This is a genomic window from Pseudomaricurvus albidus (assembly GCF_018863235.1).
Classification (GTDB): Bacteria; Pseudomonadota; Gammaproteobacteria; order Pseudomonadales; family Cellvibrionaceae; genus Pseudomaricurvus; species Pseudomaricurvus albidus.
In genome coordinates, this window is sequence record NZ_JAHKRS010000006.1 from 163,376 (window position 1) to 175,773 (window position 12,398).

Here is a 12,398-nt window from a genome sequence, read left to right on the forward strand (position 1 = left end):
TCAGAGCAATTGTTTTTATTTGTAACCGAGGTTTTGACCAGCGACTGACAGCATGGCCGATTTATTTTCTCAGGACATATACCAGCCACTCGCTGCACGCATGCGGCCAAGGCACCCGGATGAATACATCGGCCAGGATCATTTATTTGCGCCTGGCAAGCCTCTTCGGGAAGCGATCGTCCGCAAGCAGCTGCACTCAATGGTGTTGTGGGGGCCACCGGGTGTGGGCAAAACCTCCATGGCGAAAATGATTTCCGATATCAGTGACGCCCACTTTGAAACCGTCTCAGCGGTGCTCGCAGGAGTCAAGGATATTCGCGCTGCGGTGGCGACAGCTCAGCAGTTACAGCAACAGTCCGGTCAGAAAACCATCCTCTTTGTCGATGAGGTGCATCGTTTTAACAAGGCTCAGCAGGATGCTTTCCTGCCGTTCGTTGAAGATGGCACCGTAATCTTTATTGGTGCGACCACAGAGAATCCGTCTTTTTCCCTTAATAATGCCTTGTTGTCACGCTCCAGAGTCTATGTGTTAAGGAATCTAGAACATGAACACCTGATGCAGATGCTGCATCAGGCGTTAAGCGATACTGAGCGTGGGCTAGGTGCCGGTAACTGGAGCATAGAAGAGGACGTACTCAGCACTCTGGCTCATGCCGCTGACGGTGACGGTCGTAAGGCATTAAACCTGCTGGAAGTTGCCAGTGATCTGGCGGATGAAGTTGAAGGCCGAAAAACCATTACAGAGGCTGTGGTTCAGGAGATTCTGGCCAATGACGTCCGGCGCTTTGATAAAGGCGGAGACGTTTTCTATGAGCAAATCTCGGCACTGCACAAGTCGGTGCGTGGGTCATCGGCCGACGGTGCTTTGTACTGGTTTGCCAGGATGATCGACGGCGGTTGTGATCCGCTCTACATCGCCCGCAGAGTCGTTCGAATGGCGAGTGAAGATATTGGCAATGCTGATCCTCGTGCCCTGCAGATCTGTCTCAACGCCTGGGAAACCCAGGAGCGGCTCGGCAGCCCGGAAGGAGAGCTTGCTATCGCTCAGGCACTGACGTATCTGGCTGCAGCCCCAAAAAGCAATGCGGTATATAAGGCTTTTAACGAAGCTATGGCAGATGTAAAATCCCAACCCAGCTACGATGTGCCTATTCACTTGAGAAACGCACCCACCAAGCTAATGAAATCGCTGGATTATGGTGCTGAGTACCGATATGCCCACGATGAACCTGGCGCTTACGCTGCCGGAGAGTGTTACTTTCCGCAAGAGCTGGAGCCCAGGCGCTATTATCGGCCCGTCGATCGCGGGTTGGAACAGAAGATCAGCGATAAATTGCGCTATCTCGAAGAGTGTGACAAAGCCAGTGATTGGCACCGGTATCAGGAATAACCGATACCGGACATCAGAAAACGGACGAAAGGCTGCCCAAACCAGGTAAGCCATTAGCATTAGGAGCTGGTAATGATCTGGTTGGCTGTTGCGATCGGGGGAGCCATTGGGGCATTAGGGCGGTACAGCGTAACCGCGTATATGTTTCCCGTGATGGCAAACCGCTTTCCTTTGGGGACACTGACCGCCAATGTGGTTGGCTCTCTGCTGATGGGAATCTGCTACGCTCTGATCATCGAAAAAGGGGTGATTTCCCCCGAGTGGCGAAACCTGCTGATGACGGGTTTCCTGGGGGCCTTTACCACATTTTCCACCTTCGCACTTGACGCTGTAACCCTCTGGCAAAACGGTTACGGTCAGTTAGCTTTAATTTATGTTGCCATCAGTGTTTGTGCCTGTGTGTTGGCTGTCGCCCTGGGCATTGAATGTACTTTACGACTCGTTTAATTGGTTAGAACTATGCTAGACCCCAAATTTATACGTACCAACCCTGAAGAAACCGCCCAAGCCTTAAAAAAGAAAGGTTTTACGTTGGACGTATCGTCTTTAGTTTCACTGGACGAAGAGCGCAAAGCCATTCAGGTGAAAACTGAAAACCTGCAGCAGGAGCGTAACGCCCGCTCCAAAGGTATCGGCCAGGCAAAAGCGAAAGGTGAGGATATTGCACCTCTGCTGAAAGAAGTCGATGACCTGAAGCAGCAGTTGGCGGAAGCAGAATCACAACTCAGTACCATTCAGGCTCAAATGGAAAGCATCCTGAGCGGTATTCCAAATGTGCCTTCTGCTGAAGTACCTGAAGGCGCCGACGAAGAAGATAATGTGGAAATCCGCCGTTGGGGTGAGCCGCGATCCTTTGATTTTGAAGTGAAGGACCATGTTGACCTGGGAGCTTCTCTTGGCGGTTTGGATTTCGAAACCGCCTCCAAGATTACGGGTTCGCGCTTCGCCGTGATGCAGGGCGGTGTGGCCCGCCTTCACCGTGCATTGACCCAATTTATGCTCAACACCCATACTGGTGAGCACGGTTACGAAGAGGTGTATGTTCCTTACGTCGTGAACCGTGATTCTCTCTATGGCACAGGTCAATTACCCAAATTCGAAGACGATCTGTTTAAGCTCAATGACGAGCGGGATTTTTTCCTGATCCCAACGGCAGAAGTGCCTGTTACCAATATTCTGCGCAATGAAATTGTGCGTGATGCCGATCGCTTGCCTATCCGCTACGTATGTCATACACCTTGCTTCCGTTCAGAAGCTGGCAGCCACGGACGTGATACACGTGGGATGATTCGCCAGCACCAGTTTGAAAAGGTCGAGCTTGTCCAGTTTGTTCGTCCGGAAGATTCCGATGCAGCATTGGAACAATTGACCGGTCATGCAGAAGCTATTTTACAGGCTCTGGAGTTGCCTTATCGCACCGTTATTTTGTGCGGCGGCGATCTGGGTTTCTCTGCGGCCAAGACTTACGACATTGAAGTTTGGGTTCCCTCACAGGATAAGTATCGCGAAATCTCATCCTGCAGTACGTTTGGTGACTTCCAGGCGCGCCGTATGAAAGCGCGTTTCAAGAACCCGGAAACCGGCAAGCCCGAACTGCTGCATACTCTCAATGGTTCTGGCTTGGCTGTTGGCCGCACGCTGATTGCCGTGCTGGAAAACTACCAGCAAGCTGATGGCAGTGTGCTGATCCCTGAAGCTCTCAAGCCATACATGGGAGGGCTTGAGAAAATCGGCTAGGTTATAGTCATGGAATATTTTCCGCTGTTTCTCAAGCTGTCCGGTCGATCCTGTCTTGTCATTGGAGGAGGCAATATTGCTTCCCGAAAAGTGTCCTGGTTATTAAAATCCGGGGCACGTGTGCATGTGATGGCGCCAGAAATTAATGACTCATTAAAACAATGGGCTACCTCAGCGGATTATTCACAACAGCTGTCTCTCGAGATCCGTTCTACAATTTCTGCTGATGAACTGCCACTAAAAGAACAGTTTCTGGTGGTAGCCGCCAGCAGTGATCGGCAACTCAATCGACACATCGCCGAACAGTGCGAAGTGTTGGGTGTACATTGCAATGTTGCCAGTCGAACTTCTCTAGGTGACACGATCCTGCCATCCATTATTGATCGATCTCCTGTTGTTTTGGCTTTGCACAGTGGTGCCAAATCACCAACGGTAACCCGGTTTCTCAAGCGACAGCTCGAGGCATTTGTCCCGCGTAAGATCAGTGCACTTGTGAGTTGGGCCGAGCACTGGCGTAAAACCGTCAAACAGCGTTTGCCATCTGAATCGGTCCGTCAGCGTCTTTGGGACAGGGTATTGTCAGGAATGGTTGCTGAGCATCTGTACGATGGGCAATCATCCAGTGCCGACTCGATTATGGAACAACATCTCGAAGAAGCCGAGTCCGGACAGCTCTGGGGAGAGGTGTTTTTGGTAGGGGCTGGCCCCGGTGATCCTGAATTACTCACGCTAAAAGCTCTGCGGCTGATCCAGCAAGCTGATGTTGTTCTCTATGATCGGCTGGTCTCAGATCCAATTCTGGCATTACTGCCACCCAATTGTGAACGTATTTACGTCGGTAAAAAACAGGCCGATCACGCTGTTCCTCAGGTGGAGATTAATCAGAGACTGGTAGATCTCGCTCAGGAAGGACGCAATGTGCTTCGTCTAAAGGGTGGTGATCCGTTTATCTTTGGTCGTGGTGGGGAAGAAATCGAGCTACTGGCTGATTCAGGTGTCTCTTTTCAGGTGGTACCCGGCATTACTGCCGCCTCTGGGTGTGCCAGTTACGCGGGTATTCCGCTGACACATCGGGATCACTCACAGTCGGTACGCTTTATTACCGGCCATCTTAAAAGTAACCAGGTGAATCTCGACTGGCCCGAGCTGGCTACCCCGAACCAAACTCTGGTGTTCTACATGGGCCTTTCCGGTCTGACTGAAATATGTCGTTCCCTCATTGAGTACGGAAGAGGTGAGCAGACACCTGCTGCGATTGTTGAAAAGGGAACTACACCACAACAGAGAGTGATTACCGGGACGCTTGCTACGTTACCGGATCTCGTCGCCAGCAAGTCGGTTTCAGCGCCAACCTTGCTGATCGTGGGTGAAGTCGTTCAATTGCAGTTTCAACTGGCCTGGTTTAACCAGACTCCGGAGGGGCTTGCCTGAGCTGGATATCATAAAGGGCTCGGACCTCCTGGAACAACGCTTGTGTGTTATTGAGTGCCAATTAAACAGGCTGTATTATGTCTGTACACCAAGCGTTTAAGGAGTGTGATTATGGTCAGGATTGGCCCTAAGGCCCCGATAGCTGGCTCTTCAGGATCGGGTAAACCCGCTAAAGCGCGTATCAAAAACACAACATCTTCAGAAGTGACTACCTCCGTTCACAAAGAGGAGCCACTGGAAGGTGAGTTGATTGTCGAGCCTGTTCCCAAGGTCTACAGCTACCTTCAGGATCAAACCCAGAATCTTATCCACGATCGCCGTCGAAACCCGGATAGACGCAAAAAACACACCCAAAAGCCTTATCTTGATGTTCGAACCGGCAGAGGGCGGCGCAAGACTGACCGCAACCCCAGTCTCGATATTGAGGTTTGAACAGGCCTCTGTCCCTTTCTCATAATTGCAGACTATCACGCCAATTTAAACTATTGCCCAGGCCAATGGTCTACATTGTCCTTCTGATCTATTAAACTAACGCCCAATTGTTCAGTTCTGCCAAGGGTTTGATATGTCTGCATACGATTTTGATTTGTTTGTCATTGGTGCCGGTTCTGGCGGGGTTCGCGCTAGCCGTATGGCATCCGGCTTTGGTGCCCGTGTGGCTGTTGCCGAAGACACTTTTTTGGGCGGTACCTGCGTAAATGTAGGTTGTGTGCCAAAAAAACTGTTTGTATACGGCTCCCATGTACCTGAAGAGGTGGAGGCTGCTGCCGGTTACGGCTGGAGTGTTGCGAAACCTGAATTCGATTGGCCCACTTTACGCGACAACAAAACCAAAGAAATTCAGCGACTCAATGGCATTTACGGAAATATTCTGGCTAATGCGGGGGTCGAACTGATAGAAGGCCGTGCAACGATTGTTGATCCAAATACCGTGGCCGTTAATGGTAAACAGTACACCGCTGAACGAATTTTGATAGCTACCGGCGGATGGCCGAAAATTCCTGAAATCCCTGGCGCAGAACACATCATCAGTTCTAACGAGGCTTTTTATCTTGAGGAATTTCCCAAGCGAGTGATGGTTCTGGGGGGCGGCTATATTGCTGTTGAATTTGCCGGAATCTTTAACGGGCTGGGGGCTGATACCGAGCTGGTCTATCGTGGCCCGCTGTTCCTGCGTGGTTTTGATCAGGAAGTCCGTGAATTTACCGCCAATGAAGTCGCTCAAAAAGGCGTCAAACTGACGTTTGATACCAATATTGAAAGTGTCGAGAAGCAGGCCAATGGGGAGCTTAAGGTCCGTTTAACCGATGGTAGCGAACGTATTGTGGATTGTGTCATGGCTGCCACCGGCAGAGCCCCCAAGATTGATGGGCTTGGATTGGAAAATACCGCAGTCAAGCTTACTGAAAGTGGAACCTTGGCGGTCAATGATGATTATCAGACCGATGAGCCCAGTATCTATGCCATTGGTGATGTGGTTGGACGTATGGAATTGACGCCAGTCGCTCTCGCTGAAGGGATGGCACTGGCTAAAACGTTGTACAACAACCAACCGACTCGGGTGGATTACGAAAACATTGCCACTGCTGTCTTTTGTCAGCCGAACATCTCAACTGTGGGCTTGACCGAAGAGCAGGCCCTTGAAAAAGGGATGCGTCTGCGTATTTACACCACCAGCTTCAAACACATGAAGCACACACTCTCCGGGATGCCCGAGCGAACCTTTATGAAATTGTTGGTAGAGGATAGCAGCGACAAAGTGGTGGGCTGCCATATGGTAGGGCAGGACGCCGGTGAAATTATTCAGGGCATTGCTGTGGCAATGAAAGCCGGAGCCACCAAGGCAGATTTTGATTCCACAATCGGTATTCACCCTACGGCGGCTGAAGAGTTCGTCACCATGCGTGACGTTACCCGGGTAGTGGGTTAACCGCTTAGCATCCTTCAGGATTTAAATGTACGTGATTAAGCCGAAGCCTTGCATTAGCAGGGGCTTCGGCTTTTTTGTGGGCAGCCCATATGGAGAGTCATGTGTTTGATGTGACCTGTGCACAGTGAAAACACAGCGAGGAGGGGAGTTCTGTCTATACTTCAGGATAAGGTTCGTCTTTACAGGGCGAGCCTATCAAGAAAACAGGGGTGAAATCCGCCGGAAGTTTTTCTATAGATGCAAAGCGGGGTGTATATGTTGTTAAAAGCATTTGCAGCGTTTTATTTGTCTTTATACCGTCAATACACATGGCAACCGATCTGGTTGTTGTCCGACACGCCGGAAGATCACCACTTTCATCGACGTCGTTTTACCCAGAAATACCGCAATAAACAAAAAATTGTTCGTAGCCTCTGGTTTAGTATGTCGCTTCTGGTTTTGGCGTTTCCCGCGATGCCTTTTGCTGTGTTTGTAACTCTGTTTACCACCTTTCTGTCGTTTTGCATTCTGGACGAAACTGAATGAGCGGCTTTTGAAGCCTCATAGCCTAAAATCGGTAGGCATTTGCTACTAATCCCTGCGCAATTTGTCACTGACTGCAATGGGGTTGGGGTAGTTGAATATCACAATGTAACTCGACACGAGGAAGGTGATAATCGCTGTGGCCTGGATCAGTACAGAGGCTTTTTCACTGATCAATGCAGCGTTAGAAGCAACAAACACGATAAGCAGTGAAAATTCACTGATCTGCCCCAAACGGAAGCCTATGTCCCAGGCAAGCCCCACAGTTTCACTCTGCCGGTGAAGCAAAAAGCGGAATACCAGTGGCTTAATGACAAGAATTGCTGCCGCCAGAACCACGCTTGCAAGCAAAACGTCAGACAGCAGGCCGAGATCAAACCGTGCCCCCAGGGAAAAGAAAAACAGAATCAGGAAGAAGTCTCTCAGGGGCTTGAGACTAATGGCTATGTACTGGGAGATCGGGCTTGTCGCCAGAGTAATTCCTGCGATGAACGCGCCGATTTCTGCTGACAAACCAGCCAATACTGCCAATTCGGCACATCCCATACACCAGCCAATCGCCAACAGAAAAATATACTCGTGAAAACGATCGAATTTGTGGATCAGTCTAAGCAGTACGAAACGGACGAAGCAATAGGCAAACAGGGCGAGCAGGGGCAGGGTGACGAGAGTAAAGCCCAGCTGGGACAGATTTACTTCACCGACATCTCCGCTGTAGAGAATCATGAGGCAGATGATGGCGAGGAAGTCTTGCAGGAGCAGTAGCCCAACCATTAATTCACCGGTGTGTTTGTGGTGCAACACCGTGGTGGGAAGAAGCTTTATTCCGATGATGGTACTGGAAAACATCATGGCCATGCCGATGATCAGGTTTTCCATATGGCTGAAACCGAACAAGTGACCTATGCCATAACCGGTTAATGCAAAAATACCGGAACTGATAATGGCAATACTGGTGGCTTTTTTGAGCACACTGAATAGCGCTTTAGGCTGCATGTCCAGCCCGAGAAGGAACAGGAGAAAGATAATGCCAATATGCGACATATCCGTAACCAGTGTGAGATTGGTAATCACACCTGTACCGTAAGGTCCCAACAAGGCTCCCAGAGCGATGTAAGCAACCAGCAGGGGTTGGCGGGTATACAGGGCCAAAGAGGCAATCACAGCCGCTCCGGCGAAGATCAGAACAAAGGACTGGAAAAGTGTGTCGTGCATATCCCTGCTTGCTTCCAACAAAAAACGTGGGTGCGAGACCTACTTTTACCTCAAATAAAACAGAATTACGAGCACAGAGGGTAAATGACTGAGGAGAATGGCTAGAGCGCCTTAAACAAAAACGCCTCCATATAGGAGGCGTTCGTGATGACAGCTAATCGCTGTAAGATCAGGCTCTGCGACGGAAAAGAGGCAGTTTCTGATCAACGGCAGCCTGATAGGTCTCGCTGAAGTCACTCAGAGACGCAATGGCTTCTTCGAGGTTGGCGCCTTCACCCAGCACATAGCTATTAAAACCACAGCGCTTCAGGAAGAACAGCTGGTCGCGAATCACGTGGCCAATTGCACGCAACTCACCTTCAAAGCCGTAGCGCTCACGCAGCAGGCGAGCAGCACTGAAACCGCGTCCGTCCATAAAGCCCGGGAAGTTAACAGCAATCAGGCCAAAGCCTTGTGCGTCATCAGCCAGCTCTTCGGCCAGTTCATCGCTGTTTAACCAGACTCCCAAAGAGTTTTTGCGGCTCTCCAGTTGGTCTTTTTGTGCTTTCCAGACATTCAGAGGCACGATGGCTCCTGCTTCCGGCACCTCAACTGCCTCAGGGGTATCCGTCGCTTCGAGCAGTTCCCAGGTGTTGTCAACAACAGCGTTGTCTTTAATCAGCTTTGGCATAAACCTGCTCCTTAAATGGTGCAATACCGATACGGTTGTAAGTATCAATAAATTGTTCGCCTTCTACGCGCTTATCAACGTAGACATCAATCAGGGTCTGAACAACCTGTGGCATTTCTTCTGCGCCAAACGCGGGGCCGAGAACTTTGCCCAGGCTGGTTTCAGTGCCAGCGTTACCGCCCAGTTGCACTTGATAGAACTCTTCACCTTTCTTGTCGACACCCAGAATACCAATATGACCGACGTGGTGGTGTCCACAGGCATTCATACAGCCAGAGATATTCAGGTCCAGATCACCAATGTCGTACAGGTAATCCAGGTCATCGAACTGACGCTGAATCGACTCGGCAATAGGAATGGACTTTGCGTTAGCCAAGGAGCAGAAATCACCACCAGGACAGCAGATCAGGTCAGTCAGAGTGCCAATGTTTGGCGTGGCGAAGCCCAGAGGCTTGGCAGCTTGCCAGAACTCAAACAGTTCATCTTTACGAACATCACCCAGGACCATATTCTGCTCGTGAGTGGTACGAACTTCACCAAAGCTGAATTTGTCGGCAAGATCGGCAATGGCTTCCAGCTGACTGTCGGTAACATCACCAGGCGCCACACCAGTAGGCTTAAGTGACAGGTTTACAGCGGCGTAACCGGCAACGCGATGCTCGCGCACGTTACGGTTTAGCCACTTGGCGAAAGCAGGGTTTTCGCTACTTTGTTGATCCAGTGTGGCCTGGGCGCTTGCTGCGTCCAGCTGCTCGTAGGCAGGTTCAGGGAAAGCGGCGCTGGCGCGATCGATTTCTTCCTGGGTCAGGGTCGTAGGGCCGTCTTTCAGATGTGCAAATTCGGCTTCAACTTTTTCCGCGAACTTGTCCGCGCCCATGGCCTTAACCAGAATCTTGATTCTGGCTTTGTATTTGTTATCACGACGACCTAACTGATTGTAGATACGCACGATCGCGTCGAGATAAGACAGAATGTGTTTTTCAGGCAGGAATTCGTTGATCACTGAACCGATCACCGGTGTACGACCCAGACCGCCGCCAACCAGCACCTTGAAGCCCACTTCGCCGGCTTCGTTCTTGACGATTTCCAGCCCAATGTCGTGAACCTGTACCGCTGCACGGTCACTGGCGGCGCCGGTCACAGCAATTTTGAATTTGCGTGGCAAAAAGGCGAATTCCGGGTGGAAGGTTGACCACTGACGAATGATTTCGCAATAGGGGCGGGGATCCACGATCTCGTCGCTACTGATGCCGGCAAATTGATCTGAAGTGACATTGCGGATACAGCTACCACTGGATTGAGTAGCGTGCATCTCTACTTCGGCAAGTTCGGCGAGAATATCAGGCACTTCAGCCAGTTCAGGCCAGTTAAACTGAATATTTTGACGAGTACTGACGTGGCAGTAGCCTTTGTCATAGTGGCGGGCAATATGGGCCAGCTTGCGAAGCTGTGTGGTGTTCAGCATGCCGTAAGGCACATTGACTCGCAGCATGGGAGCCAAGCGCTGGATATACAGGCCATTTTGCAGTCGTAAAGGAAGAAACTCTTCATCCTTTAATTCACCGGCCAAATAACGCTCGGTTTGACCGCGAAACTGAGCGACACGCTCGCGCACGATCTTTTGATCATACTCATCATATTTGTACATTGAGAAGTACACCTGGTTCAGTTAGGTTAATCACGACGACAAAAGGCGCTTCTCTTTATAGATCAGAGACTTGTACCCAAAGTCGAGGCGCGAAAGGATACACCAAATCATGGTGTTTCGCGATAGGGTCAAAATGGGGTCTCATGGGGGAAAAGGTAACAGAAAAAGTTACCTCATATTCTAACTTTCTGATCTGTCGGGCAAATTTTAGACAATAAATGAATAACCGGTTTTTTTGCCTTGATAGACAGAATTCTTCTATGCCTATAATGACTTCAGCTATGCAGTACTAGCTTTTCCATTCATACGTATCTCACATTTATATGGAGAATAATAATAATGCACGATGAATTTGAAATGCAGGAATCGGGTGATAGCACCGCTGATGCTATCGCAGCTGTTGCACTTATCGCCATCTTTGTTTCCACCTGTATCTTCTGGATCAGTGGCCAATAAATGGAATTAGCGGAGCCCGAAGGCTTCGCTTTTTCTTCTCTCTTTTCTCTCTCCGAAGCACATCCGACCTGTATAAATAATGCCCAGCCTGATTGAATATCTACTTTATGCTTTGACAAGTATTGATTAATCAATTATTTTTTTTGCATCTATGTTTCTCAAGCACCTTGAAATTGGCGGGTCTTATGTCTTTTCTTCTTCATAACAGCTATACATTCTGGATTTCTCGCTTGGCCAGCGTTATGCAGGACAGATTCAATAAAGAGCTGGAAACTCTGGACGTAACCTGGCCCCAGTGGATGGTGATGAATGTGTTAACTCACGAGCTAGCCAACACTCCCGCGCACATTGCAGAACAGATTGGCATTGATCGTTCAGCGGTCACACGACTGGTTGATCGACTGGAAAAGAAAGGTTTGGTGCTCCGTGAGCACGACGGTCTGGATCGTCGTTCAGTTAAAATCCACATTACTGAGCCGGGAAAAATGATGGTGCAGCATCTGGATGATGCGGCTGAAAAACATCAGGAAATCTTTCTTCAGGAGTTACACACTACCGAATATCGAGTGCTAAAGGGGAATATTCAGAAGCTATTACGCGCCGGTGGCATTGAGTCTGCTTCGCTCTGGAAGCATGCTTGAACGGCCTAAATTGACTTAAATTATCTTATGAGTAATTCCGGTAGTCATCATCATAGAAACGGTTAAGCGCTATGGTGCTCGGTGTGATTTTCTGGGAAAGCGGTAATTATTGCTGAGAGTTCAGAACGGTTTGAACCAGCGTGTAAATGGTGAGCACAAACAGCGTAGTGAAGATAAGCCCAGCAACGATAAACACCCAGATGTTGCCATGCTTGAAGTCCCTCTCTTGTGCACGTTTACTTTGAACGCCAAACGCTGCCGCAAAGGTGCTAAAAACAACGGCCCAGAAACCGGGTTTTTGTGAATCCTCTTTGTGAGACTCTTCCATAGTAGGCTGCCACTCTTTTATTTTATGTCGGTAGAGTAGCAGCTTGTCTCTTTCTTGCTCAAGCAAGCCGTTGTTTTGAAGAGCAATTCAGTGCTTTGCAACTTGCTCTTCAGGATCTGCGCCTAAGTGAATCCCTTTCTTGCGAAGAGTGTCCCGAGCTTGTTTGTAATCCCACAGGCCAATGCGAAGACGGAAATAACACATTTTCATGGCTTCGCCTTCCTTCTCACTGCAACTGGTTCGTAATTCCCGGTAATCGCGGACAATCTGTTGTGACAATACAACCATTTCATCACTGATTTGATCATCAGCCTGGGCCTGAACGGCCGTCAAAAGACTCATGACTAAGGAGGTAAAAAACAGAATGGCCAGAAAGTAGGGGTCTTTGAAGATATACATGGCGGTACCTCTTGGAATATGAGGAGAATAT

At 49.6% G+C, this 12,398-nt stretch carries 13 protein-coding genes; 8 read left to right on the forward strand and 5 right to left on the reverse strand.

What is annotated here, in order from left to right; translation table 11 throughout:
- The first annotated feature begins 52 nt into the window (after positions 1–52).
- The 7 genes from KOI40_RS11785 to KOI40_RS11815 all read left to right on the forward strand — a co-directional run bounded on the left by KOI40_RS11785 (position 53) and on the right by KOI40_RS11815 (position 7,013).
- Positions 53–1,390: a replication-associated recombination protein A gene (locus KOI40_RS11785; RefSeq protein WP_216097719.1), complete on the forward strand. Its 1,338-nt coding sequence runs from the start codon at positions 53–55 to the stop codon at positions 1,388–1,390.
- A 72-nt stretch (positions 1,391–1,462) separates the two neighbouring features.
- Positions 1,463–1,837 (forward strand): fluoride efflux transporter CrcB, encoded by a 375-nt coding sequence (gene crcB / locus KOI40_RS11790; RefSeq protein WP_216097720.1) that lies wholly within the window; start codon positions 1,463–1,465, stop codon positions 1,835–1,837.
- A gap of 12 nt (positions 1,838–1,849) precedes the next feature.
- Positions 1,850–3,127 (forward strand): serine--tRNA ligase, encoded by a 1,278-nt coding sequence (serS, locus tag KOI40_RS11795; protein ID WP_216097721.1) that lies wholly within the window; start codon positions 1,850–1,852, stop codon positions 3,125–3,127.
- 9 nt (positions 3,128–3,136) lie between these two features.
- On the forward strand, positions 3,137–4,558 hold the full coding sequence (gene cysG, locus KOI40_RS11800; RefSeq protein ID WP_216097722.1) for a siroheme synthase CysG: 1,422 nt from the start codon (positions 3,137–3,139) through the stop codon (positions 4,556–4,558).
- A 111-nt stretch (positions 4,559–4,669) separates the two neighbouring features.
- Positions 4,670–4,990 carry a hypothetical protein gene (locus KOI40_RS11805; RefSeq protein ID WP_216097723.1) on the forward strand — a complete coding sequence of 107 codons (321 nt, stop codon included), beginning with the start codon at positions 4,670–4,672 and terminating at the stop codon, positions 4,988–4,990.
- Positions 4,991–5,123: 133 nt separating this feature from the next.
- Positions 5,124–6,488 carry a glutathione-disulfide reductase gene (gorA, locus tag KOI40_RS11810; protein WP_216097724.1) on the forward strand — a complete coding sequence of 455 codons (1,365 nt, stop codon included), beginning with the start codon at positions 5,124–5,126 and terminating at the stop codon, positions 6,486–6,488.
- Between the two features lie 255 nt (positions 6,489–6,743).
- The gene (locus KOI40_RS11815; RefSeq protein ID WP_216097725.1) at positions 6,744–7,013 is read left to right on the forward strand and encodes a hypothetical protein; all 270 of its coding nucleotides are present in this window, start codon (positions 6,744–6,746) and stop codon (positions 7,011–7,013) included.
- 45 nt (positions 7,014–7,058) lie between these two features.
- Here KOI40_RS11815 and KOI40_RS11820 read toward each other — a convergent pair whose 3' ends face one another.
- From KOI40_RS11820 to KOI40_RS11830, 3 genes are all read right to left on the reverse strand, one after another.
- Entirely contained in the window at positions 7,059–8,225 is a 1,167-nt protein-coding gene (locus KOI40_RS11820) for a cation:proton antiporter (protein ID WP_216097726.1), read from the reverse strand.
- Positions 8,226–8,394: 169 nt separating this feature from the next.
- Positions 8,395–8,895 carry a DUF934 domain-containing protein gene (locus KOI40_RS11825; RefSeq protein WP_216097727.1) on the reverse strand — a complete coding sequence of 167 codons (501 nt, stop codon included), beginning with the start codon at positions 8,893–8,895 and terminating at the stop codon, positions 8,395–8,397.
- On the reverse strand, positions 8,879–10,543 hold the full coding sequence (locus tag KOI40_RS11830; RefSeq protein ID WP_216097728.1) for a nitrite/sulfite reductase: 1,665 nt from the start codon (positions 10,541–10,543) through the stop codon (positions 8,879–8,881). The genes KOI40_RS11825 and KOI40_RS11830 overlap by 17 nt, the downstream gene beginning before the upstream one ends.
- Positions 10,544–11,184: 641 nt before the next feature.
- Between KOI40_RS11830 and KOI40_RS11835 the strand changes: the two genes are divergently transcribed.
- Complete coding sequence (locus KOI40_RS11835; protein WP_216097729.1) at positions 11,185–11,640, forward strand: MarR family winged helix-turn-helix transcriptional regulator; 456 nt, start codon at positions 11,185–11,187, stop codon at positions 11,638–11,640.
- 106 nt (positions 11,641–11,746) lie between these two features.
- Here the strand turns inward: KOI40_RS11835 and KOI40_RS11840 are convergent, their stop codons facing one another.
- Together KOI40_RS11840 and KOI40_RS11845 are read right to left on the reverse strand one after the other, a co-directional pair.
- Positions 11,747–12,034, reverse strand: coding sequence for a DUF2970 domain-containing protein (locus KOI40_RS11840; protein WP_233710219.1), 288 nt, complete (start codon positions 12,032–12,034; stop codon positions 11,747–11,749).
- Between the two features lie 21 nt (positions 12,035–12,055).
- A complete protein-coding gene (locus KOI40_RS11845) occupies positions 12,056–12,367 on the reverse strand; it encodes a hypothetical protein (protein ID WP_216097730.1) in 312 nt (103 codons plus the stop codon).
- Between the last annotated feature and the right edge of the window lie 31 nt (positions 12,368–12,398).

What these genes read in the sequence shown, in the direction of transcription:
- KOI40_RS11785 (WP_216097719.1), top strand. Translation starts at nt 53, where the DNA reads ATGGCCGATTTATTTTCTCAGGACATATACCAGCCACTCGCTGCACGC.
- crcB (WP_216097720.1), top strand. Translation starts at nt 1,463, where the DNA reads ATGATCTGGTTGGCTGTTGCGATCGGGGGAGCCATTGGGGCATTAGGG.
- serS (WP_216097721.1), top strand. Translation starts at nt 1,850, where the DNA reads ATGCTAGACCCCAAATTTATACGTACCAACCCTGAAGAAACCGCCCAA.
- cysG (WP_216097722.1), top strand. Translation starts at nt 3,137, where the DNA reads ATGGAATATTTTCCGCTGTTTCTCAAGCTGTCCGGTCGATCCTGTCTT.
- KOI40_RS11805 (WP_216097723.1), top strand. Translation starts at nt 4,670, where the DNA reads ATGGTCAGGATTGGCCCTAAGGCCCCGATAGCTGGCTCTTCAGGATCG.
- gorA (WP_216097724.1), top strand. Translation starts at nt 5,124, where the DNA reads ATGTCTGCATACGATTTTGATTTGTTTGTCATTGGTGCCGGTTCTGGC.
- KOI40_RS11815 (WP_216097725.1), top strand. Translation starts at nt 6,744, where the DNA reads ATGTTGTTAAAAGCATTTGCAGCGTTTTATTTGTCTTTATACCGTCAA.
- KOI40_RS11820 (WP_216097726.1), bottom strand. Translation starts at nt 8,225, where the DNA reads ATGCACGACACACTTTTCCAGTCCTTTGTTCTGATCTTCGCCGGAGCG.
- KOI40_RS11825 (WP_216097727.1), bottom strand. Translation starts at nt 8,895, where the DNA reads ATGCCAAAGCTGATTAAAGACAACGCTGTTGTTGACAACACCTGGGAA.
- KOI40_RS11830 (WP_216097728.1), bottom strand. Translation starts at nt 10,543, where the DNA reads ATGTACAAATATGATGAGTATGATCAAAAGATCGTGCGCGAGCGTGTC.
- KOI40_RS11835 (WP_216097729.1), top strand. Translation starts at nt 11,185, where the DNA reads ATGTCTTTTCTTCTTCATAACAGCTATACATTCTGGATTTCTCGCTTG.
- KOI40_RS11845 (WP_216097730.1), bottom strand. Translation starts at nt 12,367, where the DNA reads ATGTATATCTTCAAAGACCCCTACTTTCTGGCCATTCTGTTTTTTACC.